At 69.9% G+C, this 24341-nt stretch carries 19 protein-coding genes; 12 read left to right on the plus strand and 7 right to left on the minus strand.

The annotated features are described in order from the left end of the window. The first annotated feature begins 6 nt into the window (after positions 1 to 6). Entirely contained in the window at positions 7 to 1230 is a 1224-nt protein-coding gene (manA, locus tag NQK81_RS31885; protein WP_257489891.1) for a mannose-6-phosphate isomerase, class I, read from the plus strand. A 191-nt stretch (positions 1231 to 1421) separates the two neighbouring features. Continuing rightward, entirely contained in the window at positions 1422 to 1925 is a 504-nt protein-coding gene (locus NQK81_RS31890) for a hypothetical protein (protein ID WP_257484431.1), read from the plus strand. 58 nt (positions 1926 to 1983) lie between these two features. On the opposite strand, the gene NQK81_RS31895 is transcribed toward NQK81_RS31890, so the two are convergent. Next, positions 1984 to 4983: an AfsR/SARP family transcriptional regulator gene (locus NQK81_RS31895; RefSeq protein ID WP_257484432.1), complete on the minus strand. Its 3000-nt coding sequence runs from the start codon at positions 4981 to 4983 to the stop codon at positions 1984 to 1986. 143 nt (positions 4984 to 5126) lie between these two features. Here NQK81_RS31895 and NQK81_RS31900 point away from each other — a divergent pair, with 143 nt between their 5' ends. The 3 genes from NQK81_RS31900 (at position 5127) to NQK81_RS31910 (ending at position 8631) form a co-directional block, all read left to right on the plus strand. Continuing rightward, a complete protein-coding gene (locus NQK81_RS31900) occupies positions 5127 to 6041 on the plus strand; it encodes a cation diffusion facilitator family transporter (protein ID WP_126735771.1) in 915 nt (304 codons plus the stop codon). Positions 6042 to 6182: 141 nt separating this feature from the next. Beyond that, entirely contained in the window at positions 6183 to 7703 is a 1521-nt protein-coding gene (locus NQK81_RS31905; protein WP_257484433.1) for an amino acid permease, read from the plus strand. Between the two features lie 226 nt (positions 7704 to 7929). After that, entirely contained in the window at positions 7930 to 8631 is a 702-nt protein-coding gene (locus NQK81_RS31910) for an LPXTG cell wall anchor domain-containing protein (RefSeq protein WP_257484434.1), read from the plus strand. A 68-nt stretch (positions 8632 to 8699) separates the two neighbouring features. Here the strand turns inward: NQK81_RS31910 and NQK81_RS31915 are convergent, their stop codons facing one another. Continuing rightward, positions 8700 to 10994, minus strand: a complete 2295-nt coding sequence (locus NQK81_RS31915; RefSeq protein WP_257484435.1) for a hypothetical protein — start codon at positions 10992 to 10994, stop codon at positions 8700 to 8702. Positions 10995 to 11086: 92 nt separating this feature from the next. On the opposite strand from NQK81_RS31915, the gene ahcY reads away from it, so the two are divergent. Continuing rightward, positions 11087 to 12559 (plus strand): adenosylhomocysteinase, encoded by a 1473-nt coding sequence (gene ahcY / locus NQK81_RS31920; RefSeq protein WP_257484436.1) that lies wholly within the window; start codon positions 11087 to 11089, stop codon positions 12557 to 12559. Between the two features lie 284 nt (positions 12560 to 12843). Here the strand turns inward: ahcY and NQK81_RS31925 are convergent, their stop codons facing one another. Then, complete coding sequence (locus NQK81_RS31925; RefSeq protein ID WP_192743391.1) at positions 12844 to 13878, minus strand: hypothetical protein; 1035 nt, start codon at positions 13876 to 13878, stop codon at positions 12844 to 12846. A gap of 250 nt (positions 13879 to 14128) precedes the next feature. On the opposite strand from NQK81_RS31925, the gene NQK81_RS31930 reads away from it, so the two are divergent. The 3 genes from NQK81_RS31930 to NQK81_RS31940 all read left to right on the plus strand — a co-directional run bounded on the left by NQK81_RS31930 (position 14129) and on the right by NQK81_RS31940 (position 16178). Then, on the plus strand, positions 14129 to 14698 hold the full coding sequence (locus NQK81_RS31930) for a papain-like cysteine protease family protein (RefSeq protein ID WP_371878920.1): 570 nt from the start codon (positions 14129 to 14131) through the stop codon (positions 14696 to 14698). Then, positions 14695 to 15462 (plus strand): hypothetical protein, encoded by a 768-nt coding sequence (locus NQK81_RS31935; protein ID WP_257484438.1) that lies wholly within the window; start codon positions 14695 to 14697, stop codon positions 15460 to 15462. The genes NQK81_RS31930 and NQK81_RS31935 overlap by 4 nt, the downstream gene beginning before the upstream one ends. An 83-nt stretch (positions 15463 to 15545) precedes the next feature. Then, complete coding sequence (locus tag NQK81_RS31940) at positions 15546 to 16178, plus strand: dTMP kinase (RefSeq protein WP_257489892.1); 633 nt, start codon at positions 15546 to 15548, stop codon at positions 16176 to 16178. 18 nt (positions 16179 to 16196) lie between these two features. Here the strand turns inward: NQK81_RS31940 and NQK81_RS31945 are convergent, their stop codons facing one another. The 4 genes from NQK81_RS31945 to NQK81_RS31960 form a co-directional block, all read right to left on the minus strand. Beyond that, on the minus strand, positions 16197 to 17309 hold the full coding sequence (locus tag NQK81_RS31945; RefSeq protein WP_257484439.1) for an aromatic ring-hydroxylating oxygenase subunit alpha: 1113 nt from the start codon (positions 17307 to 17309) through the stop codon (positions 16197 to 16199). Next, positions 17306 to 18451 carry an N-methyl-L-tryptophan oxidase gene (gene solA / locus NQK81_RS31950; protein WP_257484440.1) on the minus strand — a complete coding sequence of 382 codons (1146 nt, stop codon included), beginning with the start codon at positions 18449 to 18451 and terminating at the stop codon, positions 17306 to 17308. The genes NQK81_RS31945 and solA overlap by 4 nt, the downstream gene beginning before the upstream one ends. After that, on the minus strand, positions 18448 to 20886 hold the full coding sequence (locus NQK81_RS31955) for a GcvT family protein (RefSeq protein ID WP_257484441.1): 2439 nt from the start codon (positions 20884 to 20886) through the stop codon (positions 18448 to 18450). Before NQK81_RS31955 ends, solA begins: the two co-directional genes overlap by 4 nt. Before the next feature lie 158 nt (positions 20887 to 21044). After that, positions 21045 to 21830, minus strand: a complete 786-nt coding sequence (locus NQK81_RS31960) for an IclR family transcriptional regulator (protein ID WP_192743386.1) — start codon at positions 21828 to 21830, stop codon at positions 21045 to 21047. 153 nt (positions 21831 to 21983) lie between these two features. Here NQK81_RS31960 and NQK81_RS31965 point away from each other — a divergent pair, with 153 nt between their 5' ends. From NQK81_RS31965 to mtrA, 3 genes are all read left to right on the plus strand, one after another. Further along, positions 21984 to 22301 carry a bifunctional 3-phenylpropionate/cinnamic acid dioxygenase ferredoxin subunit gene (locus tag NQK81_RS31965; RefSeq protein ID WP_126735760.1) on the plus strand — a complete coding sequence of 106 codons (318 nt, stop codon included), beginning with the start codon at positions 21984 to 21986 and terminating at the stop codon, positions 22299 to 22301. Further along, complete coding sequence (locus NQK81_RS31970; protein ID WP_257484442.1) at positions 22298 to 23434, plus strand: NAD(P)/FAD-dependent oxidoreductase; 1137 nt, start codon at positions 22298 to 22300, stop codon at positions 23432 to 23434. The genes NQK81_RS31965 and NQK81_RS31970 overlap by 4 nt, the downstream gene beginning before the upstream one ends. Before the next feature lie 223 nt (positions 23435 to 23657). Continuing rightward, positions 23658 to 24335, plus strand: a complete 678-nt coding sequence (gene mtrA / locus NQK81_RS31975; protein WP_005150760.1) for an MtrAB system response regulator MtrA — start codon at positions 23658 to 23660, stop codon at positions 24333 to 24335. Positions 24336 to 24341 lie beyond the last annotated feature (6 nt).

Below are 24341 nucleotides of genomic sequence, written 5' to 3' on the forward strand. Positions count from 1 at the left end.
GTGACAGTGGAGCTGCTGCGCAATGCCGTGCGGCCCTACGCGTGGGGATCCAGGACGACGATCCCCGAGCTGCTGGGGCGCCCGGTGCCGGCGCCGCATCCGGAGGCGGAACTGTGGATGGGCGCCCACCCCGGCGACCCGTCCCACGTCATCGGCCCGGACGGCACCGAGCGGAGCCTGCTGGAGCTCGTCGAAGCCGATCCGGTCGGCCAGCTCGGCACGATGTGCGCCGACCGCTGGGGTGGCAGGCTGCCCTTCCTGCTGAAGATCCTCGCCGCCGAAGAGCCGCTTTCGATGCAGGCGCACCCGTCGGCCGCGCAGGCGGCGGAGGGTTACGCGCGCGAGGAGTCGGCGGGGATCCCGCGCGACGCCTCGAACCGCAACTACCCGGATCCGACCGCGAAACCGGAACTCGTCTGCGCGCTGACGGAGTTCCACGCGCTGGCGGGCTTCCGCGATCCGGAGCGCACGATCTCGCTGCTCAAGGCGATCGAGACGCCCGGGCTGGCGAAGTACGCGGTGCTGCTGGAGGCCCAGCCGGATCCGGCCGGGTTGCGCGCCCTGTTCACCACCTGGATCACCCTGCCGCAGGCGGCGCTCGACGAACTGCTGCCCGAGGTCCTCGATTCGTGCGTGAAGCACGTCCAGGAACGCGGCGAGTTCGACGTCGAATGCCGCACCATCCTGGAGCTCGGCGAGTCGCATCCCCGGGACGCGGGGGTGCTCGCGGCGCTGCTGCTCAACCGGCTCACCCTCAGCGCGGGCGAGGCGATCTACCTGCCCGCCGGGAACCTGCACCTGTACCTGCACGGCACCGCCGTCGAGATCCTCGCGAACTCGGACAACATCTTGCGCTGCGGGCTGACCCCGAAGCACGTCGACGTGCCGGAGCTGCTGCGCGTCGTCGACTTCGCGTGCGGCGAGATGCCGGTCCAGAGCGGCGAACGCGAGGATCGCATGTCGGTGTACCGCACCGACGCGCCCGAGTTCGAGCTGTCGCGGATCGAATGGGAGGCCGGGGACGGCGGCGAGGTCGCCGTCCACGACGTCGGCCCGCAGATCCTGCTGTGCACCGCGGGGAGCCTCCTGGTGACCGCCGACGACGGCGAGCAGGTCGAACTCGGCCGCGGCCAGTCGGTGTGGCTCCCGGCCGCCGACCCCGCCGTCCGGGTGCGGCCGCTTTCCGGCGAGCGCACCCAGGTGTTCCGCGCCACCGCCGGCACCTGCTGACTCCTTCCGCATTCAGTCCTCTGGATGCGGTACTTGCGCGTGCAAGGACCGCATCCAGAGGACTGAACGGGTGCGGGCTTGGCCGAAGTGTGTGCGTTCCGTGTGGTGGCTTCCGCAACTATCGCCCGAAGGGGTGACCCGGCGCTTGGCGTCGGCTCGTCCCGGATGTCGATAGCCAAGGAGCAGCAGTAGTGACTTCCCATCCCGACACGGCGAGCGGACGCGCTTTCCGGGTGCCGGTCTCCGCGCGCCCCACCGCCTTGCTCGCCGCGCTCGGAGCCGCCGTGGTGACCGTGCTCGTCCCGGTCGTCGACCTGGTGCTCCCGCTGCCGAGCGGCCAGGACCTGGTCGGCTCCGCGCAGGCGCTGGCGGGGTTGGCGGGTGAGACGATCGAGTCCGTCAAGGCCGCGGGCTCCGGCCTGCACGGCCTCGCCGCCGACGCGGAGAGCAGGCTGAACCTTCCGCTGGTCGTGCTCGTCTCGCTCGGTGCGCAGGTGCTGCTCACAGCCGCGCTGGTGGTGTCGGGCACCCAGCCAGTGCGCGTGATGCTGACCGTCGCCGGGCTGATCAACGTGTTCGCGGTATCGCGCCTCGGGCCCGCCGCGCCGCCGGTGTGGGACGCGGCGGCCAACGGCGTGCTGGTGATCGTGCTGGCCTGGTTCTCCGCCGGACGCCGCGAACCACGGTTCGGGTGATCCGCACCCGATGGTGACTTCCGGGTGGTGCCCGTCTGAGGGGTCGGGCACCCCCCGGTCAGGCCGGGGCGGGTTCGGTGAGCGACAACAGCAACCGGACGAGGGTCGAAGCGTTGGCGTCGTGGGGGACTTCCAATCGCTTCGCCTCTTCGCCCGCCGCCTCGGCCGCCTTCGTTTCCCCGACGGCCTCGTACGCCCTGCGCAACACGTGCAGGGTGAGGGCCGTCGCGGGTTTCCCGCCCATGGCGCGGAATTCGTCAAGGCATTGGCGCAGCACGGGAATCGCGCGATCGGCCTGCCCGTCGCCGATCCAGCTCGCGGCTATCGCGCGCGTGCAGGAAAGCTCCCTCGGCCGTTCTTCGAGCGCTCCGGCCAGCCGTCGAGCGTGCTCGTACGCCTGCACCGCGCCGCCCCGCCGTCCGGCGCCCGCGAGGATCGCGCCCTGGGTGCGCAACGACTTCGCCAGCGCCGATTTCGCCGTCGTCCGGCGCAGCACCCGGACCGACTCCTCGATCGTCTCCAGCGCCTCTTCCGGGCGGCCGCCGAGCATCAGCGACCACGAAAGCCCTTGCAGGGCAACACCGAGCTGACGTTCGTCGCCGCGTTCGCGCGCGTCGGCGAGGCTGCTCCTGTCGATCTCCAGTGCCTCGGAGATCTTGCCGAGCCGATGCAGCGCCGCGGATTCCGCCTGCCGTGCGTACGTACCGCTTTCCTCCACAGTGGACAGTTCGCGGGCCTGGGTCGCGGCGTGCAGGGATTCACCGGCCCTGCCGAGCCCGACGAGGCAGCGCGCCAGATTCGTCTCGACCCACGCCTGCGCGGAGATGTCGCCCAGCTCCGCCAATTCCTTCGAACATTCGCGGTAGCCCTCGGCGGCGAGCTCGTACTCGCCGCGAACGTGCAGCAGCACCGCCAGGTTCGCCTCGGCGATGACCACGATGTGCCGGTCGCCCGCCTCGCGAGCGGCGTCGCGCAAGGTCTCGTACGCCGTCCGCATGTCGGTGTAATGACTGTGCAGGTACAGGTACGCGCTCAGCCTTTCCAGTATGCGCAGCGCTTTCCGCCGCCAGCCCACGGCGCACAGCGAGGAGACGGCGGCGACCAGGTTGGCCCGCTCCACGGAGAACCAGGTGCCGGGGTCGCGCAGCAGCCGCTCGACCAGCTCGCCGGCCAACGGCTGCGCGGGCACGTCGTGATCCGACAACGGCATCGGCACCGTCCTCGGCAGGCGGCGGGCAGCCGTGTCGGCGAGGCACAGCGCCGCGTCCGACACCTTCGCGACCGTTGCCACCCGCTCGGCGCGGGTCTCCAGCGCCCGGCCGAGTTCCGTGGCGAACACGCGCACGAGATCGTGGACGCGGAACCGCTGCTCGCCCGTCGGATCGAGACCGGTGGCTTCCAGCAAGCTGGCCTCGACGAGCTCGTCGATGGCCTCTTCGGCGCCTTCGTCGTCGATCAGCGTCGACACCGCCCAAGCGGGCAGGTCGAGGGTGCGGCAGCGGCCGATCAGCCGGAACGCGCGCCGCGCCGCCGGGCTCAGCGCCTCATAACTCAACGCGATACTGCCGCGGACCTGGAGATCGCTGACCTGGAGCTCGTCGAGGCGCGAGACCTCGTCCTCCAGTTTCCCGGCGAGCTTCCCGAGCGGCAGACCGGGCCGCATCGCGAGCCTGCTGCCGGCGATCCGCAACGCCAGCGGGAGATTGCCGCAGGCCTTGGCGATGCGTTCGGCGTCCGCGCGTTCCGCGCCGACCCGGTCCGGCCCGGCCAGCCGCGCCAGCAGGGCCATCGCCTCGGTGCCGGACAGCGGCGTGAGATGCAGCCGATCCGCCCCCGCGAGCCCGGAAAGCCGACGCCTGCTGGTGATCAGCACGGCGCTGCCCGGCGTTCCCGGCAGCAGCGCGCGAACCTGCTCGGGGCTCGCGGCGTCGTCGAGCACCACGAGGACCCGCCGGTCGGCGAGGTGGCCGCGATAGACCGCCGCCCTGGCCTCGACGTCGTCCGGAATGGCCGGACCGGTGACGCCGAGCGCGCGCAGCAGGTCGCCGAGGACGTCGGAAAGGTCGCGAGGGTCGGAGGCGCCCGCCAACGGGACGAACAGCTGACCGTCTGGAAAGGACCGGCGGAGCCGGTGCGCGGTGCTGACCGCGAGCGTCGACTTGCCCGCCCCCGGCTCGCCGGTGATCACCGCGACCGGGACACCGGTGGATTCGCCGAGCAGTGCGGAGAGCTTCGCGATCTCGTTCTCGCGGCCCGCGAGATCCGCGATGTCCGGCGGCAGCTGGCAGATCGGGAAGACCGGCGCCGCCTTGGCCGCGGGCACCGGATCCTCGCCGCGCAACACCGCGGCGTGCACCCGGCGGACCTCGGCGCCGGGCTCCACACCGAGCTCCTCGACGAGCGTGGCGCGCAGATCGCGGTGGACGGCCAGCGAATCGGCCTGCCGTCCGGCGCGGTGCAGCGCGATCATCAGCTGCGCGGCGAGCCGCTCGCGCAGCGGATGCTCGGTGATCATCGCCTGGAGCTCGCCGGTGAGCTCGCCGTGCCTGCCGTCGGACAGTTCGGCGTCCACACAGTCTTCGAAGGCGGCCAGGCGTTCCGACTCCAGGCGGGCGATGTCCGCGTCGAGGCGGGGGATGTGCAGTCCGGAAAGGACCGGGCCGCGCCATTCCGCCAGCGCGCGGCGGTAGTGCCCGGCAGCGGCCGCCGGATCGCCCGCCCGCGCCGCCGCCTTCCCCGCCGCGGCGGCTTCGCGGAAGGAAAGCAGATCGAGGTCGGCGGGCTCGACCACCAGCCGGTAACCGTGCGGCTCCCGCTCGATCTCCAGGCCCTCGAACCGGGCCCGCAGGCGCGAGACGTACGTGTGCAGATTCGAGGAGTACGACTTCGGTGGCGTGTCCGGCCAGAGGGTCTCGACCAGCGCGTCGACCGGGACGGACGAGTTCGCGTTCAGCAGCAGGACGGCCAGCAGGGCGCGCTGGTGCTCGCCGCGCGGCGTCGTGCGCCGCCCGGGCGGGCTCTCGATCGTCAACGGTCCGAGCACGCCGAATCGCGGCACGGGCACCTCCCCAGGTCATGAGAGGGGCGAGACTAACGAGGGGCCCCGACAATTCTGTGACCTGTCCCGCCCGCCGTGTACGGGCACATCCGCACTGCTAGCCTTCGAACCCGGCATATCGGGACACCATTGGGGAGTTGCACGTGTCTGCAGGTGGCGGAACCAAGGCGATCATCGCCGCGCTCGTGGCGAACGCCGGAATCGCGGCCGCGAAGTTCACCGGCTTCCTCATCACGGGGTCGTCCTCGATGCTGGCGGAGTCCGTGCACTCGCTCGCGGACACCTCGAACCAGGGGCTCCTGCTGCTCGGCCAGAAGACGTCGCAGCGCAAGGCGACCCGCACGCACCCGTTCGGCTTCGGGCGGGACCGGTACTTCTACTCGTTCATCGTCGCGCTGATGCTGTTCAGCCTCGGCTCGGTGTTCGCACTGTACGAGGGCATCCACAAGATCTCGCATCCCGAAGAGCTGACCTCGCCGCTGGTGGCGGTCGGCATCCTCGTGGTCGCGATCGGGCTGGAGTGCTACAGCTTCTACACCGCGATCCAGGAATCGAAGAAGATCAAGGGCGATGCGGGTTGGTGGGCCTTCATCCGCCAGGCCAAGACGCCCGAGCTGCCGGTGGTCCTGTTGGAGGACGCGGGCGCGCTGTTCGGACTGGTGTTCGCGCTCGGCGGGGTCGGGCTGTCGGTCGTCACCGGGAACCCGGTGTGGGACGGCATCGGCACCGTGACGATCGGTGTGCTGCTCGGCATCATCGCGATCATCCTGATCATCGAGATGAAGAGCCTGCTGATCGGCGAAGGCGCCTCCGAGACCGATCTCGACGTGATCGTCGACGAACTCGCCGCGGGCAAGGTCGAGCGGGTCATCCACATCCGGACGCTGTACATCGGCCCGGACGAGATGCTGGTGGCCGCGAAGCTCGCCCTGGTGCCGGGGCTGGAGACCGCGGACATCGCGCAGGCCATCGACGACGCCGAAGCGCGTGTGCGGGCGAAGGTGCCCACGGCGAAGCTGATCTATTTGGAGCCGGATCTGGACCGCGCGCTGGCCTGAGCGGCCGCCGTCCGGGGCAACTCTCCGTACCGCGCCGATTACCGCCACGACCTCCGGGTACTTCGTTGCTCTCCCACCGCGCTGCCGTCACGACCGGGCGATAGGGTCCGTTGAACCGCAGTCAGGTGTAGGAGGTCAAGGGTGCCCGGAAACGGTCTGTGGCGTACGAAATCCATCGAGCAGTCCATCGCGGACACCGACGAGCCGGGGACGAAGCTCAGGCGGAACCTGAGCGCGTGGGATCTGACCGTCTTCGGTGTCGCCGTCGTCATCGGTGCCGGTATCTTCACCCTCACCGCGCGCACGGCCGGTGACTTCGCGGGGCCGTCGGTCTCGCTCGCGTTCGTGTTCGCGGCCATCGCGTGTGCGCTGGCCGCCCTCTGTTACGCGGAATTCGCGTCGACCGTCCCGGTGGCCGGGAGCGCGTACACGTTCTCCTACGCCACGTTCGGCGAGTTCATGGCGTGGATCATCGGCTGGGACCTCATCCTGGAGCTCGCGGTCGGCGCGGCCGCGGTGTCGAAGGGCTGGTCCGCCTACCTCGAAACCGTGCTCTCCTACATCTTCGGAAAGGGCACGAAGACGACGTTCGAGCTCGGCCCGATCCCGGTCGACTGGGGCGCCCTGCTCGTGGTGCTGGTGCTCGCGACGCTGCTCGCCGTCGGCACGAAGCTGTCTTCGCGGTTCTCCATGGTGATCACCGGGATCAAGGTCGCGGTGGTGCTGTTCGTGATCGTGCTGGGCATCTTCTACATCAAGGGGTCGAACTACACGCCGTTCATCCCGGACGCCCAGCCCGCCGGGGAATCGGCGTCGACCGGTGTCGACCAGTCGCTGTTCTCGCTGATCGCCGGTGGCGGCAGCAGCGCGTTTGGCGTCTTCGGCCTGCTGGCCGCCGCGTCGCTGGTGTTCTTCGCGTTCATCGGGTTCGACATCGTCGCGACCACCGCCGAGGAGACCCGCAACCCGCAGAAGGCCGTGCCCCGCGGCATCTTCGGCTCGCTCGCCATCGTCACGGTGCTGTACGTCGCCGTGTCGCTCGTGGTCGTCGGCATGGTGAACTACAAGGATCTCGCCACCACGGCGGGTGACGGCGGCAAGAAGACGCTCGCGTCCGCGTTCGCGGCCAACGGCGTCGACTGGGCGGCCAACATCATCTCCGTCGGTGCCCTCGCCGGTCTGACCACCGTCGTCATGGTGCTGATGCTCGGCCAGATCCGGATCATCTTCGCGATGTCGCGTGACGGCCTGATGCCGCGCGGCCTGGCGAAGACCGGCCCGACCGGGACCCCGATGCGCGCGACCATCGTCGTCGGCGGACTGGTCGCGGTCGCGGCGACGTTCTTCCCGGCGGACAAACTCGAGGAAATGGTCAACGTCGGGACACTGTTCGCCTTCGTTCTGGTCTCGGCGGGCGTGCTGGTGCTGCGGAAGACGCGGCCCGATCTGCCCCGCGCCTTCCGCGTGCCGTGGGTCCCGGTGATCCCGATCCTGGCGATCGTCGCGTGCCTGTGGCTGATGCTGAACCTGACGGTGCTGACGTGGCTGCGCTTCCTGGCGTGGATGGCGCTGGGCGTCGTCATCTACTTCGCCTACAGCCGCCGCCGTTCCCTGCTCGGCAAGCAGAACAAGGGCGAGGTGCCGACGTCCGTTTCGGACTGATCATTCTCGTTTCGGCGGCCCACCATTCCTTTGTGGATGGTGGGCCGCTTCGTCGGGGGCCCCGATTCACGGTGTGAAATCGGTGTGCGCTAACGTCCGGGCTCTTGTCTCACCCCGTCGGGTGAACGGAACTCGTGTAGAAGCACCGCGAGTTGACCTTCGTCCCTCAGAAGAGGCAACCGCGCTTTCTCTCGTTTGTCCCCCGATCGGTACAGGAGAGCTCTGAATGCAGATCATTTCCGGACGGCGTGTCCGCTCCGCTGTCACCGTCGTCGCGCTGGCGACCGCCGCCCTGCTCGGCGTCACGGGCACCGCGCTCGCGTGCCACACCGACGACCCCCGCGCCATCCCGACGCCGAAGAACGTCAGCACCTGTGAGAAGGCGAAGCTGCCGGGCACCGAGATCTCGACGAAGGACCTGACCTTCACCGGTGGGGACAACGAGAAGTACCTCAACATCACCGCGGTCGGTGAAGGCGTCACCGTCACCGCGATCGTGGTCAAGGGCGGCGACGGCTACAACATCTACGAGCCCGGCCAGCGCGGTCTCGCCAAGACCCCGCCGTGGGAGAAGCTGCGCTCGCCGATGAACGGCGGCGGCAAGCAGGCCGACATCAGCCACTGGTTCGCCTGCGGCGAGAAGAAGACCAAGCCGACCGAGCCGACGAAGCCGAGCGAGCCGACGAAGACGACGACGGCCAAGCCGCCGACGACCGCGCCGACCACCACCACGGAGAAGCCGTCGGAGACCTCCGCTCCGTCGAGCACCGCGGTTCCCGCCCCGAACGTCGGCGGTAACGGCGGCAACGGTGGCGGCCTCGCGGACACCGGTTTCGACAACGCCTGGCTGCTGTGGGCCGGTGGCCTGCTGGTCCTGGCCGGTGCCGGCGTCCTGGTCCTGCTGCGCGTGCGCCGCAAGGCCAACTGAAGCTAGCTGGTTGCGCGTGAAGGCCCCCTTCCCTCGGCTCAGCCGAGGGAAGGGGGCCTTCACGCGCATCAGCGCATCTGGGGGAAGTCCCCGAACAGCGATCCCTGCTCGCCCCAAGGGTTCTTCGGGCGCGGACGGCCGAGGCCGGCGGCCATCGCGACGGCGTTGTCCCATTCGGCGTCGACGACGTAGTCCGTGTGCTTGAGGACCCCGGGCGCCCAGCGGTGCCGTCCGGTCGGCCCGCGCATCGGGTCGGGCAGCCAGTGATCGCCGCCGAGCACCAAAACGCCCTGATCGTCGGCCTCGGCGGCCAGCGGCCCGGTCCCGCCGCCGGGCAGGTAGCCGTCGCCCAGCAGTTTCCCGGCCACCACGCGATGCCGCCACGTCGTGACGCCGCCGCCGAAGATGTCCGTGCCGCGGCACAGCGCGCGCCAGCGGCCGTCGAGATCCCGGTACAGCCCGGCGAGCTGCTCCTGCGGCAGCATCGCGGGGAAGGCGCGCTGGTAACCCCATTGCAGTGGTGATCCCGCGGTGAGCAGGCCGACCCGGTCGCGGTCCTCCGGCGGGAGATCGGCGATCACCCGCGCCGCGGCGAGCACGGTCAGCAGGCTGCCGAGGTTGTAGCCGGACAGCACGACCCGGGTGCCCGGATCGGCCAGATGTTCCTTGACCCGGTCCGCGAGTTCCGGGACGACCTTGAGCGCGTAACTCGGCGGGACGGTCGGATGGGCGGCACGCGGCCAGAAGCACACGAGATCCGCCAGCGCGCCGAGGTGACGGCTGCGTTTGGGCGTGGTCGCGGCGGCGAACACGACGCGCAGCAGCCCGGCCGCCATCGCGCCGAGCGCGAACACGCCGATCGCGGAGAGGGGCTTGAACCAGCCCGGCAGCGGGCCGAAACCGAAGCGCAGCACCAGGAGCGCCCCGCCGCCCGCCGCCATCGCCAGCGCGACCGTGAGCGCGAGATGGTGCAGATGTTTGCGCTCCCACGACGCGCGCGCCCAAGCGCTCGCGGCTTCCTCTTCCTGGGCCTTGTCGATCTCCATCAGCGCGACGATCTCCGGGATGCCGCGGCGCAGCCGTCGCAGCGGGACGGCGACCGCGAAGCCCAGCACACCGAGCACGACGGCGAGCGCGAGACCGGCACCCCACAGCACGGTCACCAGGGAGTACGTGTCGGGCAGCCGGAGTTCGCTCGCGCCGACCAGCTGCCGCAGCGCGACCGCGAGTCCCGCGCCGAAGCCGCCGCCGAGCAGACCGGCCAGCGCGACGACCGGCGCCGCCGCCCAGCCGCCGAGCCAGGGCCGCAGCCGGTGCGGCAGGTGTTTCCACGCCGGCCGTCCGAGCAGGGCCGCCGGGACGAGGATCAGCGCGAACAGCACGGTCACCGCGACCATCGCCGCCCCCAGCGCCTCGACCGTCCCGTCCGCTCCGCCGAGCCCGCCGCCCGGGAGCCCGGCGGGCAGCGGCGTCCGGCGCACGACGGCGATCCCGACCAGGACGACGGCGAGCCCGATCAGCCCGCCCCGGATCACCGGTCCGGCCGAGAAACCGACCGTCGAGGCCACCAGCGTGGCGAGGACGAGCGCCAGCGCGCAGATCCAGACGACCAGGTCGAACGTCGCCGGCGGCAGCCGGAACGGCCCGCCGAGCAACGGGAGCGCGACACAGGTCAGCGCGGCGACGGTGTGCAGCGTGCGCAGGCCGGGCGTCCGCGGCAGGTCCTGCGGTTGCAGCGGGCTCGAACTGTGCGCGCGGTGCAGCCTGTTCCGCGATCGCCAGTCCGACGACGGGATCCGGTCGAGCACGAAGATCAGGATCAGCAGCGGCAGCACGCCGATCGCGGTCCGCAGCGGCGCGAAGTCCCGCAGGAACGACGGCGCTCCTTCGAGACAGGTCGAACCCGGCGCGAGGCATTGCGCGGCGAAGAGGTCGAGCGAGACCACGGCGAGCTGGCCGATCAGCAACATCGTCAGCAGCAGCGACGCCACCCGCAGCAGGCCCCGGCACACCGAGCCGAGCAGCGCCGCGAACCGTTTGCCCTCCGGGACCGGCGGCAGCATCCAATGCGCGACGTTCGCCAGCGAGAACGGGAACAGCAGCGCCCAGGTCGCCTTCGCGGCGCCCCCGGAGGTCATCCCGCTCCACAGGTAGCCTTCGAGGATGCGCGGGATCGAACGGCCGAGCGCGGGCAGCACCGGACCGGGAGCGGGACGGCGCAGCCGGTCCGACGGCCGGATCAGCCTGCCGATCCCATCGCCCGCGACGTCGACCACCGACGTCGAATCCAGCAGGCTTTCACCGCTCGTGCCCACTAGCCCGGGTACGCGTATTTCGACGACGCGGGTATCGGGACCCGGCATGACCACGGTGAAGGCCTCCAAACCGTTCCGGTGGGCTTTGAGCCGACAACGGTACTGTTCCGATGTCATCCAACCTTGGAGGAAGCGCGCATATGACCCCCGAAAGCGTTGCCAAGCGGCACGACACCCGCAACGGCATCGAGTTCGCCGTCGCCGATCTCGAGGCCGCCGAGTTCGGCCGCAAGGAGATCCGCCTCGCCGAGCACGAGATGCCTGGCCTGATGGCGCTGCGCCGCGAGTACGCCGAGGTCTTCCCCCTGCGGGGAGCCCGGGTTTCGGGCTCACTGCACATGACCGTACAGACCGCGGTGCTGATCGAGACCCTGGTCGCGCTCGGCGCGGAGGTGCGCTGGGCCTCCTGCAACATCTTCTCCACCCAGGACCACGCCGCCGCGGCGGTCGTCGTCGGCCCGCACGGCACCCCCGAGGAGCCCAAGGGCGTCCCGGTGTTCGCCTGGAAGGGCGAGTCGCTGGAGGAGTACTGGTGGTGCACCGAGCGGATGCTCACCTGGGACGGCGAGGGCCCGAACATGATCCTCGACGACGGCGGCGACGCCACCATGCTGGTGCACAAGGGAACCGAGTTCGAGAAGGCCGGCGTCGTCCCGGCCCCGGACGAGGACACCTCGGACGAGTTCCGCGTGTTCCTGCAGTTGCTGAGCGCCTCCGTCGCGGCCGACAGCGGCAAGTGGACCAAGATCGGCGAAGGCGTCCGCGGCGTCACCGAGGAGACCACCACCGGCGTGCTGCGGCTCTACCAGCTCGCCGCGGCCGGTGAGCTGCTGTTCCCGGCGATCAACGTGAACGACGCGGTGACCAAGTCGAAGTTCGACAACCGCTACGGCATCCGGCATTCGCTGATCGACGGCATCAACCGCGGCACCGACGTGCTCATCGGCGGCAAGGTCGCGGTCGTCTGCGGTTACGGCGACGTCGGCAAGGGCGCCGCGGAATCGCTGCGCGGCCAGGGCGCGCGGGTGATCGTCACCGAGATCGACCCGATCTGCGCGCTGCAGGCGGCGATGGACGGCTACCAGGTCAAGAAGCTGGAGAACGTCCTCGGCGAGGCCGACATCATCATCACGACGACCGGCAACAAGGACGTCGTGCTCGTCGAGCACATGGCGAAGATGAAGCACCAGGCGATCCTGGGCAACATCGGCCACTTCGACAACGAGCTCGACATGGCGGGCCTGCAGCGTTACCCGGGCATCCGGCGCATCAACATCAAGCCGCAGGTCGACGAGTGGGTGTTCCCCGACGGCAAGAGCATCATCGTGCTGTCCGAGGGCCGCCTGCTGAACCTCGGCAACGCGACCGGGCACCCGTCGTTCGTGATGTCGAACAGCTTCTCCAACCAGGTGATCGCGCAGATCGAGCTGTTCACCAAGCACGAGGAGTACGACAAGGAGGTCTTCCGCCTCCCGAAGAAGCTCGACGAGAAGGTCGCGAAGATCCACCTCGACGCGCTCGGCGGTGAGCTCACGAAGCTGACCAAGGAGCAGGCGGAGTACATCGACGTGGACGTCGAAGGTCCGTTCAAGACCGACCACTACCGGTACTGACCGCTGGGGCTCGTGAGTGGTGAGGACGGTTCTAACCGTCCTTACCACTCACGAGACGCGCCCTGCCACGCCACCGCCGCCCTTGGTCGCCCCCTGAAGTACATGAAGGCCCCCTTCCTGTACCTAGGCGCAAGGAAGGGGGCCTTCATGTACTCGGCAAGGTGTGAAGGTCGAGTTTCCCCAGGTACCTAAGACCCTCTCGACCCCGACCATCCTTACCGCTCACGAGCCCCTGCCGGCCTTCGCGCGCCGCTGTGACTGCTGGTGCTTGTTCATTGCACGCGCTACCGCCACTCGACCTCGATGCCGGCCAGCCCCGGCCCGGCGTCGCTGAAGAAACCGCTGGTCACGCCGCCCATGTCGAGGGGCAGCTCCTCGGACTCGACGGGCACGGCGTCGTCGCGCGTCCGGAACTGCCGCGTGCAGCGCGCGGGCAGCGCGCCGAGCGCGAACTTCAGCTGCACCAGGTAGCTGGAGCACTGGTCCCGCAGCATCCGGAAGTACCCGGGCGACGCGGTGCCGGAGTCGTCGCGGACCTCGAAGCAGAACACGTGGATCTCGCCCTCGGCGAGCTTCCGGTCGAAGAGCAGTTCGGTGGCCATCGTCTCGGCACCGGCGTTGCGCCGGATCCGGCCGACCCGGCAGCCCTCGGCGGTGATCAGCTCGACGTCGGCGATGTTGCAGCCGGGATCCCCGTTGTAGACGGTGACGTACCGGTCCGGGCCGTGCCGCCGGGCCCGGCACACCAGCCGGGTCTGCAGGCCGACCTGCCGGTGCGCGGCGTCGAAGGTGATCGTGTCGTGCACCGAGAGCATCTCGAGATCGGCGTTGTAGCGGTTGGACGACGGGTACGCGCCCAGTTCGGCCAGCAGCTGGTCGACGATCGAGCCCATGTCACCGGACCGGATGTCGTGGAACGACGCGGCCATCTGGTGCCCGCGCGCCCGCGCGGTCCGCGGCCCGATCAGCACGACGAGCGCGTCCGCGGGCAGTTGCAGCACCGATTCCAGCGCGCGGACCGCAGGGAGCGCCTTGGGCACTTCCGGCTGGCGCAATCCACGCTGCCAGTAGCTCAACGTCGACTGTCCGATTTGGACGCCGCGGAGCCCGAGGTGGGCGCGGAGCCGGGCGAGCGACAGACCCCGGTAGGCGATCGCCTGACGGAGGGCGTGGTGGAATTCGCCGCTGCGGAGGGCCTCGACGAGTTCCTTGGGCAAGGCTTCGAGCGGTTGACGGCGCGTGCCGTCGATGATCGTCGGGGTGTCATCGTTCGAGGCGAGCTTCCCCGCCGAGAACGTATCGGCACCGTCTCGTGTCACCGCTCGTCCCTTCACCAGACCAGTGTGTGCGCTGAGCGTGAACACCGCGGAACGTTCACGTTAGCAGCGCACTGTGAACACTACGTCCCCCGTTCGGGGTGGTTGACCCCGGAAGAGTGACCGTTCCGGGGTGTGGAAACGCCCCGGAACGGTCCGTTCCGCCGAGTGCCCATCTTGCTCTGTGTGAGCCTGCTGTTCACCGTTGTGACCACATTGGTTCGCCATGGTGACCAGGAGGCCCGTCGTGCCTGTGTTCTCGAGGAGGTTTTGCGCCGCCGGCGCCGCGAGTCTCGTGGCGTGGCTGGCGATCCAGACCCCGGCGAGCGCGCTGCCCTCGGCACCCGCCCGCCAGAACCCCATCGCCATGCAGGCGCAGGAGAAGTCCCAGTGGTGCTGGGTGGCTTCCGGCAACACCATCGCGGCACACCACGGCGTGACCGTCACTCAGAACGAATTCTGCCGGATCGCCCACGACGAGCGACGCCGGGAGTGCGCCGACGAGCCGGGAACGCTGGGCGACGTCCGGCGCGCCTTCGGCAAACTCGGCTTCTCGGCCCCGGGGAAGTACCTCAAGGGCCGCATCCCCTACGCCGCCGTCCAGGCCCAGACCGGCGACGGCAAGCCCGTCCAGACGCGGGTCGGCTGGGCCTCGGGCGGCGGCCACATGCACGTCCTCTACGGCCACGACGCCGGGCGGAAGTGGATCTCGTGGGGGGATCCACTGCCCACCGGCAACCGCTACAACTGGTCGACCTACGACTTCTATTCGGCCAACAAGTCCTTCACCTGGACCCACACGCTCACCGGGATCCGGCGATGAGCGCGCGGCGGTTCCTCGGGCTCGCAGGGCTGGTCGCGGTCGCGCTGCTGGTCTCGGCGCCCGGAGCGCGCGCGGATCACCTGTCCGGTGAAGATCTCGCGGCCGCGAAGGCGGCCGCCGACGACCCCACGCTGCGTGCCGAAATCGGCCGCTTCTTCACACAGACGGGTGGTTCGGGCACCACGCCGTCGGTGAGTGTCGTCGACGAATCCTTCCCGGTTTACGAGCTTTCGAGGGATTTCGTCGCCGGTGACGGCGCGGTCGCCGGGCGGCTCGCCTACGTCGCGGTGCCCGTGACGGCGTCCGACGGGCGGACCGCGACCGTCTGGTCGGTCCGCGGCGACGACGGTGTCTGGCGCGTCGGCAACATCGCGTCGGGCGACCGGGAAAGCGAACTGGCCAAGAGGCTGCCCGCCGGCGCGACGCTGCTCCACGAACCCCAGGTCGACGCCTGGTACGCGCTGCGCGACGGCCGGGTGACCCTGCTCGACTCGGGCGCCAGCGGCCACGCGGCCGGGGCCTCGGCCACCCTCGCGGAGTACCAGAAGACCGTCTCCGGCCGGTACGGCGCCATGCTCGCGAACTCGCCGTACGCCCAGGAGGGCAAGGCCGGCGGCTACAACGCCCAGGTGATGCCCCGCGGCGACGGTGGCCCCGCGCCCGACGCGCAGGACACCGGCTTCGTGCCGCTGCTGATCTTCGGCGGCCTGCTCCTCATCGGTGTCGCCGGCTTCTTCCTGCACTCGAAGAGGCGCGTCCCCTAGCGGACCGGTGGGCCGGGCGTGAGCTGACCCGTCTGGCCCGCCGGTCGACCACCGCGTCTTAAGGTATGCCCGTGGGACGACTCGTGGTGATCGAAGGTCTGGACGGCGCGGGCAAGCGCACCCTCGCCGACGCGCTGACCGGCGCGCTGAACGCGGCCGGGGCGAGCGTCACGTCCATCGCGTTCCCGCGGTACGGCGAAAGCGTGCACGCCGACCTCGTGAAGGAAGCGCTGCACCGCGGCCACGGCGACCTCGCCGACTCCGTCTACGGCATGGCGATGCTCTACGCGCTCGACCGGCGGGGCGCGGCGGACGAGATCCGCGCCCGGCTCGGCGACCACGACGTCGTGCTGCTCGACCGGTACGTCGCGTCGAACGCGGCGTACGGCGCCGCCCGGCTCCACCAGGGCGCGGACGGCGAGTTCGTGCGCTGGCTCAAGGAGCTGGAGATCGACCGGTTCGGGCTGCCGGTGCCCGTCGCGCATCTGCTGCTCCGGGTCACCGCCGACGTCGCCGCCGACCGCGCGCAGCGCCGCGCGGAGAGCGACGCCGACCGCGCGCGGGACTCCTTCGAGACCGACGACGCGCTCCAGAAGCGGTGCTCGGTGGTCTACGACGAGCTCGCCGCGACGGGCTGGCTCGCGCCCTGGCACGTCCTCGACGGCGTCGCCGGTGTCGACACCCCGGCTCTCGCGGCCTCCCTCCTCCGCACTTAGTCCTCTGAATGCTGGTGACTACCGCGTTTCGTCCTCTAAACGCGTGAGTAGCCAGGTGTGGAACTCGCCGATGTGGTGCTCGGACGGCATCAGCACCCCACCGCCGCGGTAGGCGCGGGACGCCATCGCCGGCTGGCAGCGTTCGCAGGCGTCGAAGTCCTGCTCGTTGACGCGGTGGAACAACTCGACCGACCGTGACACGTCCCGCCCCGACGCCACGACGTCTTCGGAATAGAGCCAGTCGCATTCGACGACCGTCCGGTCCGGCGCGAGCGGGTACATCCGGTGGAAGATCACGTGGTCGGGCACCAGGTTCACGAACACCTGCGGCCGGATGGTGATCGCGTAGTACCGCCTGTCCTGTTCGTTCGCGACGCCGTCGAGCCGGTCGAAGCCCGTCGTGCCGTCGATGGTGAAACCGTCCACGGCCTCGCCGAATTCGGCGCCGTGCCCGACGTAGTACTGCGCCGCGTACCCGTCGGCGAATTCCGGCAGCACCTCGGTCAGCTCGGGGTGGATGGTCGCGCAGTGGTAGCACTCCATGAAGTTCTCGACGATCAGTTTCCAGTTCGCCTTGACGTCGTAGGTGATCCTGCGCCCGACCGAGAGCCGGTCGAGGCCGTAGCGCTCGATCGATTCCAGATCGCCCAGCCGTTCCCGCACCGCGCCTTCGACGCCGTCCTCGAACGACGGCGGATCCGCGGCGAGACAGACCCACGCGTAACCGAGCCATTCGCGCAGGTGCACGGGGTGCAACCCGTACTCGGAGCGGTCGATGTCGGGCAGGTTCGCCAGGTTCGGCGCCGCGATCAGCTTGCCGTCGAGCCCGTACGTCCACGCGTGGTACGGACACTGGAACGCGCGTTTCACCGTGCCCGACTCCTCGGTGCACAGCCGCGCCCCGCGATGGCGGCAGACGTTGAGGAACGCCCGCAGCCCGCCGTCCCGGCCCCGGCTGACCAGCACGCTCTCCCGTCCCACCTGGACGGTCCGGAAGTCGCCCGCCGACGGCAGATCCGCCGACCGGACCGCGCAGAACCACTGGCGTTCGAAGATCTTTTCCTGCTCCGCCGCGAAGATCGCGGGGTCGGTGTAGTAGCCGCCGCCCAGTGTCGGGATGAGGCTCGTCATCTCGGCACTCCGGCGAACCGGGCGGGATCGAACAGGGCGATCGGATGACTGGTCGTGCCGTCCACGACCAGGTCGGCGAGGATCTCGCCGACGACCGGGACGAATTTGAACCCGTGCCCGGAGAACCCGCACGCGACCACCACGCGTTCGTGCGCGGGATGGCGGGAGATGACGAAGTGTTCGTCGGGCGTGTTCGTGTACATGCAGGTCGCCCCGCGCAGGAAAGTGCCGGGCAGGGACGGCATCTTCCGCCCGACGAACTCCGCGATCTCTTCGACCTCGTCGGGGTGCACAGTCCGGTCGATGGTCTCCGGCGTACAGGTCCGGCCGCCGCGGAAGAACGCGACCTTCACACTCTCCGTGTCGTCATGCGAAGGGAATCCGTAGAACTGGCGGCCGTTCTCACCTTCCCAGACGTAGATCGGATGCCGCCCGGCGCGGAACGGCTCCGCCCCGCCCGACGGCGCGAACCAGTACTGGACCTGGCGTTCGACGGTGAAGTCGATACCGAGCTCGGCGAGCAGTCCCGGCGCCCACGCGCCGGGGCAGACCACGAGCTGGTCCGCCGTGTAGAAGTTCTGCGACGTCCCCACCCGGACACCGGTGGAAGTCTCCCGCCACGAAAGCACCTTCTCTTCGTGGTGCAGCTCCGCCCCGGCCCGCGCGGCGAGCTGGAGATGCGCGGCCACACTGCTTTCCGGCACCACGAAGCCGGCGTTCTCCTCGTACAGCGCGATCTCGTGGGCGTCCGGGTTCATCGTCGGGAACCGGCGCCGGATCTCCGCCGCGTCCAGCAGCTCGTGCGGCAGCTCCCATTCCCGGGCGCTGGCCAGGCTTCCCGACACGGTCCGGGACTCGGGGCCGCCGAGCATGATCCCGCCGCACCGGGTGAAGATCTTCCGGCCGGAGTCGTGTTCGATCCCGTCCCACAGTTCGTGCGCCCGCAGCAGGAGCGGGACGTAGGCGGGGTCCTCGAAGTACGCCTGCCGGGTGATCCGCGAGCCGCCGTGGCTGGACCCGAGGTTGTGCACCGGCGCGAAACGGTCGATGCCCAGCACGCGCTGACCTCGCTGCGCGAGCCGGTACGCCGCGGCGCTGCCCATCCCGCCGAGGCCGATGACGATGACGTCGTAATGGCTCATGCGGCGCTCCTGATCCGGTCCATCCCGGGGTCGAACAGCGGTTCATGCGCGACGACGGCGGGGATCCGCTCGCCGAAGTACTCGATCTCCAGCGGCCTGCCCGGCTGGGTGAACTCGACCGGGAGCCAGGCGTACGCGATGTTCTTGCCGACGGTGTAGCCGTACGCGGCGCTCGTGACGTACCCGGCGGGACGGCCGTCGGCGAACACCGGCTCTTTGCCGAGCACGACCGAGTACGGGTCGTCGAAGGTGAGACAGGTCAGTTTCCTGGTCACCGTTTCCGCCGAGCGCCCGGCCAGCGCGTCCCGGCCGATGAAGTAGCCCTTGTCCATCCGCACGGCGAAACCGAGCCCGGCCTCGTACGGATCGTGCTCGGCGGTGACGTCCGCTCCCCACAGCCGGTAACCCTTCTCCAGCCGCATGCTCGCGAAGGCGTCCCGGCCGGCGGCGATGATCCCGTGTGCCTGCCCGGCTTCCCAGAGCGTGTCCCACAGCCGCTCGCCGAGGTCCGCGCTCGTGTACAGCTCCCAGCCGAGTTCGCCCACATAGGACAGTCGCATCGCGGTCACCGGCACCAGGCCGATGTACGCCTGCTTCGTCTTGAAGTACCCCATCGCCTTGTGTGAGAAGTCCGTTGTGGACAGTGGCTGCAGCACCGCCCTGGCGAGCGGCCCCCAGAGCCCGATGCAGCAGGTTCCCGGAGTCGTCTCGTGGATCTGGGCGGCGCCGTCGCCGGGGAGATGCCGCCGCAGCCAGTCGATGTCGATGGCGCTGTTGACGCCGACCTGGAACCTTTCGGCGCCGAGCCGGGCGACCGTCAAGTCGCTGCGCACCCCGCCGTCCTCGTCGAGCAAGAGCGTGTAGGTGACCGAACCGGGCTTCTTGTCGAGCTGGTTCGTGGTCATCGTCTGCAGGAACGGCAAGGCGCCGGGGCCGGTGACCTCCACCCGTTTCAGCGACGTCATGTCGAACATCGCGACCCGTTGCCGCGCGACCAGCGCTTCGGCACCGCCGATCGGCGACCAGTACCGCGCTGCCCAGTCGTTGCGCTCCGGGACGAGGCCGACCTCCGGGAGGTCCGCGTTCGCCTCGTACCAGTGCGGACGTTCCCAGCCGCTCGCTTCGAGGAAGAACGCGCCGAGCTCCTGCTGCCTTTCGTAGAAGGGACTCGTGCGCAGTGGCCGCGGTTCTTCCATGGGCTGCAAGGGATGGACGACGTCGTAGACCTCGGCGAAGCTCTGGCAGCTGCGTGCCATGACGTACTCCGGGGAGAGCTGCACCCGCTCGAAGCGGGCGAGGTCGCAGCCGTGCAGATCCACGCCGGGCTGCCCGTCGACGAGCCATCGCGCCATGGCTCGCGCGACCCCGGCCGAATGCGTGATCCACACGGCTTCGGCGACCCAGAATCCGTCGAGCTCCGGGTGTTCGCCCAGCAACGGCATGCCGTCCGGGGTGAAGGAGAACAGGCCGTTGATGCCTTCCTCGACCTTGGTGTCGCCCAGTGACGGCAGCAGGTCGACGGCGGCGGCCCAGGACGGCTCGAAATCCGCGGGGGTGAACGCGAGTTCCGACGGCATCCCCTCGCCGGTGCCGATCTCGTGGGGAGGCAACGGCATCGGCCGGTGCCCGTACGCGCCGATGCCGATCCGGTCGACGTGCTCGCGGAAGTAGAGGTCGGCGTCCTGGTGCCGCAGGATCGGCCGGGTGGCCTCCTCGGTGACGCCGGCGAGAGACGGCAGCGGGCTGGTGCGCGCGTACTGGTGCGCCATCGGGACCAGCGGGATCGCGAGGTCCACCAGTTCGCCGAGCAGCGGTCCCCACATCCCGGCGCACGAGAGCACGATGTCCGCGCGGAAACTCCCCGTCTCGGTGGTGACGCCGGTGACGCGGCCACCCGACCGGTCGATGCCGACGACCTTCTGGCGCGCGAGGAACTTCGCGCCGCGACCGATCGCGCGGCGGGCCTGCGCCTCGGCGGCGCGCAGGGGTTTGGCCAGGCCGTCGGAGGGGATGTGGAATCCGCCGAGCACCTTGGCCGGATCGAGCAGCGGATGCAGCGCGGCGCATTCGTCCGGCTCGACGAGCCTGCTCTCGACGCCGGACGCGGTGGCCCAGCCGTGCCGCCGCTTGAGATCGGCGAGGCGCTCCGGCGTCGTGGCCACCTCCAGCCCGCCGACGGGCCGGAAACACGGGTTCCCGTCGAGGTCGAGTGCGCCGTACTTCGCGACGGTGTACCGGGCGAACTCGGTCATCGTGCGGCAGGAGTTGGTCTGGAAGACCAGACCGGGGGCATGCGAACTCGACCCGCCGGTGGTGAACAGGTCGCCCTGGTCCAGCACGGTGAGGTCGGTCCAGCCTCGTTCGGTGAGTTCGTCGGCGAGCGCGCAGCCGACGATGCCGGCGCCGATCACGACGACGCGGGGTCCTGGGGGCATGGTTCGGGGTACCTCCTGCCTGCCCTGGAGAGTCCACAAAGGACACCCGGGCATCGGGGTGACAGGCGCTGTTGCGGATGAGGCACGTTGTTCCGTCTTCAGCAACAAAGTGCGGCACGTGCGGGCGCGCTGTCAAGAGCCCGAAAAGGTCGGCCTCTTCACTCGGTGAAGTACCCCAGCTGTGCCGAAAGATCAGCCGACGCCTCGGTCAGCGGCCGCACGATCTGCCGCACCCGCTGCTTCGAAAGCCGGTACGACGGGCCGGAAGCGCTCATCGCCGCGACGACGTCGCCGCCGGGGCCGTGCACCGGCACCGCGACCGCGTGCATCCCCAGCTCCAGCTCCTCGAAGCAGGCCGCGTACCCGTCCTCGGCGACCCGCTCCAGCTCGGCGGCCAGCTCGTCGGGATCGACCGTGGTCCGCGGGGTGAACCGTTCGAGCTTCCGCCGGAGCAAACGTTTGCGCTCGACGTCGCCCATATACGCGAGCAGCACCTTCCCGCTGGACGTCGCGTGCAGGGGAGTGCGCTGACCGGTCCAGTTCTGCGTGGTGATCGCGGCCGAGCCGCGGGCCTGGCTGACGTTGATCGCGACGCCGTCGTCGGCGATCGCGATGTTGACCGTCTCGCCGAGCGTCTCCGCCAGGCCCTGACAGGTCCGCCTGCCCAGTTTCGCCAGGTCCATCCGGCCGGTGGCGGCGCCGGCGAGCCGGACGACGCCGAAGCCGATCGCGTATTTCCCGCGTTCGCCGAGCTGCTCGACGAGGCCGCGGTTCTCCAGGACACTCAGCAGGCGTGACGCCGTCGACTTGTGCACGCCGAGCTCGCCCGCGATCTCGGTGATACCGGTTTCCCCGTTGCGCGCCAGCAGTTCCAGCACGCTGATCGCACGGTCGACGGACTGCACCTGACTGGGCGTTGCGTTCCCCGCGTCCTGGTTCCGCATGACGCAACAGTAGCCGTTTCGCCCGGATCCGCTCGGCTGAGTGGGCGAATCCCTTGACGTACCGGCCCCTCCGGGGTGATTGTTGCGCAGAGCACGTCCCGTCTCGTAATACGCAACATCAACAAACCGTCGGTCCTTTCCCCGGAGGCCCCGATGATCCGTGCCTGCTCCGTCTCCGAACTGCCCGAAGGCGAAGCCCTCCGCCTGCCGGGCCCCGTTCCGGTCTCGGTCTTCCATTCCGAGGGCGCCTATTACGCCCTCGACGACACGTGCAGCCATCAGGACGCGTCACTCGCGGACGGCTGGATCGAGGGCTGCTACGTCGAATGCCCGTTGCACGCCGCGCGATTCGACCTGCGGACCGGCGCCCCGGACTGCCTGCCCGCCAAGAACCCCGTGCGTACGTATCCCGTGGTGATCGCGGACGGCGTGATCTATGTGGACACCGAGGCGCGCCGGGAAGTGGCTTGAGAACGGTCGCCGTCGTCGGCACCTCCCTCGCCGGGCTTCGCGCGGCGCAGGAGTTACGCGGTCGCGGTTTCGACGGGCGGCTGGTGATGATCGGCGCCGAACCGCCGTACGACCGGCCGCCCCTGTCGAAGGATTTCTTGCTGGGCAAGGTTTCCGCCGAAGACGTCGCGCTCGCCGGGCGGGACGATCTCGACGCGCTGGACGCGGAATGGCACCTCGGTGTCCGCGCCGAAAAGTTCGGCCGCGAGGGCGTGACGCTCGGCGATGGCACCACGATCGCCGCCGACGGTTACGTCCTCGCGACCGGCGCGGTGGCCAGAACCCTCGATGCGGCAACGAATCTGTCCGGCGTTCACACTCTGCGGACGCTCGACGACGCGGTCGCGCTGAAACGCGCTCTCGCCGCCGGGCCTTCCTCGGTCGTCGTCATCGGCGCGGGATTCATCGGCGCGGAGGTCGCGTCCGCGTGCCGCCTGCTCGGGCACGAGGTCACCGTGGTCGAGGCGATGCCCGTGCCGCTCGCCGGCGTCCTCGGCGCGCGGATGGGCGCGGTGTGCGGGGAACTGCACACCGAGAACGACGTCCGCCTGATCGCGGGCGTCCCCGTCGCCGGGTTCGCCGGTGGCGGCCGGGTCACCGGTGTGCGGCTCGCCGACGGCCGCGAACTCCCCGCCGATCTCGTCGTGGTCGGAGTGGGAGCACGGCCGGCTACCGAATGGCTGACCGGATCCGGGCTCGCCGTCGACGGCGGGGTGCTGGTCGATTCCGGCTGTGTCACAGCGAATCCCCGAGTGGTCGCGGTGGGTGACGTCGCGCGGTACCGCTGCCCCCTGCGCGGCAGGAGGGTCCGCGCCGAGCATTGGACGGCGGCCACGGAACAGCCGGGCGTCGCGGTCGCGAATCTGCTCGCCGGCTCGACCGTCACGCATTTCGCACGACACGGTTACTTTTGGTCCGATCAGTACGGTCGGCGGCTCCAATTCGCCGGAGTGGCCACGGAAGACGTGCGGATCGCCGAAGGTGACATGGCTGCGAAGCGGTTCGTCGCGACCTATCACCGCGGCGACGTCCTGACCGGGGTGTTCGCGATCGACTCCCCGAGGCCGTTCACCAGGCTCCGGCGTGCTCTCTAGCGTCTGATGGTGAACCCGCGTCCGCGATCGACGTCGGCAGGATGCCGCCTGGCCTGCCGGCACGCGTCGGCCGGTTTCCGAGTACATCCCCAGCTCCGCCAACAGGCTCCAGGGCCCGAAGACCCTACTCGGATGGAGCAATTTGCCCGATTCGATGATCTTTCTGGTGGTCACATCGCCGGGTCGCGCGCTCGCGCGGGGAAACTAGTGCGAACATAGGTTTATGAAGGCACGTGTTCTGGTCGTCGACGACGACCCTGCTCTCGCGGAGATGCTCACCATCGTGCTGCGTGGGGAGGGGTTCGACACAGCCGTCGTGGCCGACGGCTCACGGGCGCTGCCCGCGCTTCGTGAGCTGAAACCGGATCTGGTCCTCCTCGACCTCATGCTGCCCGGGATGAACGGCATCGACGTCTGCAAGGCGATCCGGGCCGAGTCCGGCGTGCCGATCGTGATGCTCACCGCCAAGAGCGACACCGTGGACATCGTCCTCGGGCTCGAGTCGGGGGCCGACGACTACGTGGTCAAGCCCTTCAAACCGAAGGAGCTCGTGGCCCGCGTCCGCGCCAGGATGCGCCGCACCGAGGCCGAGCCCGCCGAGTCGCTGACGATCGGCGACCTCGCGATCGACGTCCCCGGCCACGAGGTGACGCGCGAGGGGAAGGCCATCCCGCTGACCCCGCTCGAGTTCGACCTGCTGGTCGCGCTCGCCCGCAAACCGCGTCAGGTGTTCACCCGCGAGGTGCTCCTCGAGCAGGTGTGGGGATACCGCCACGCCGCCGACACCCGGCTGGTGAACGTGCACGTCCAGCGGCTGCGTTCGAAGGTGGAGAAGGACCCGGAACACCCCGAGGTGGTGTTGACCGTTCGCGGTGTCGGGTACAAGGCCGGCCCGCCGTGATCACCC

It is taken from the genome of Amycolatopsis roodepoortensis (genome assembly GCF_024628825.1).
Lineage (GTDB): Bacteria > Actinomycetota > Actinomycetes > Mycobacteriales > Pseudonocardiaceae > Amycolatopsis > Amycolatopsis roodepoortensis.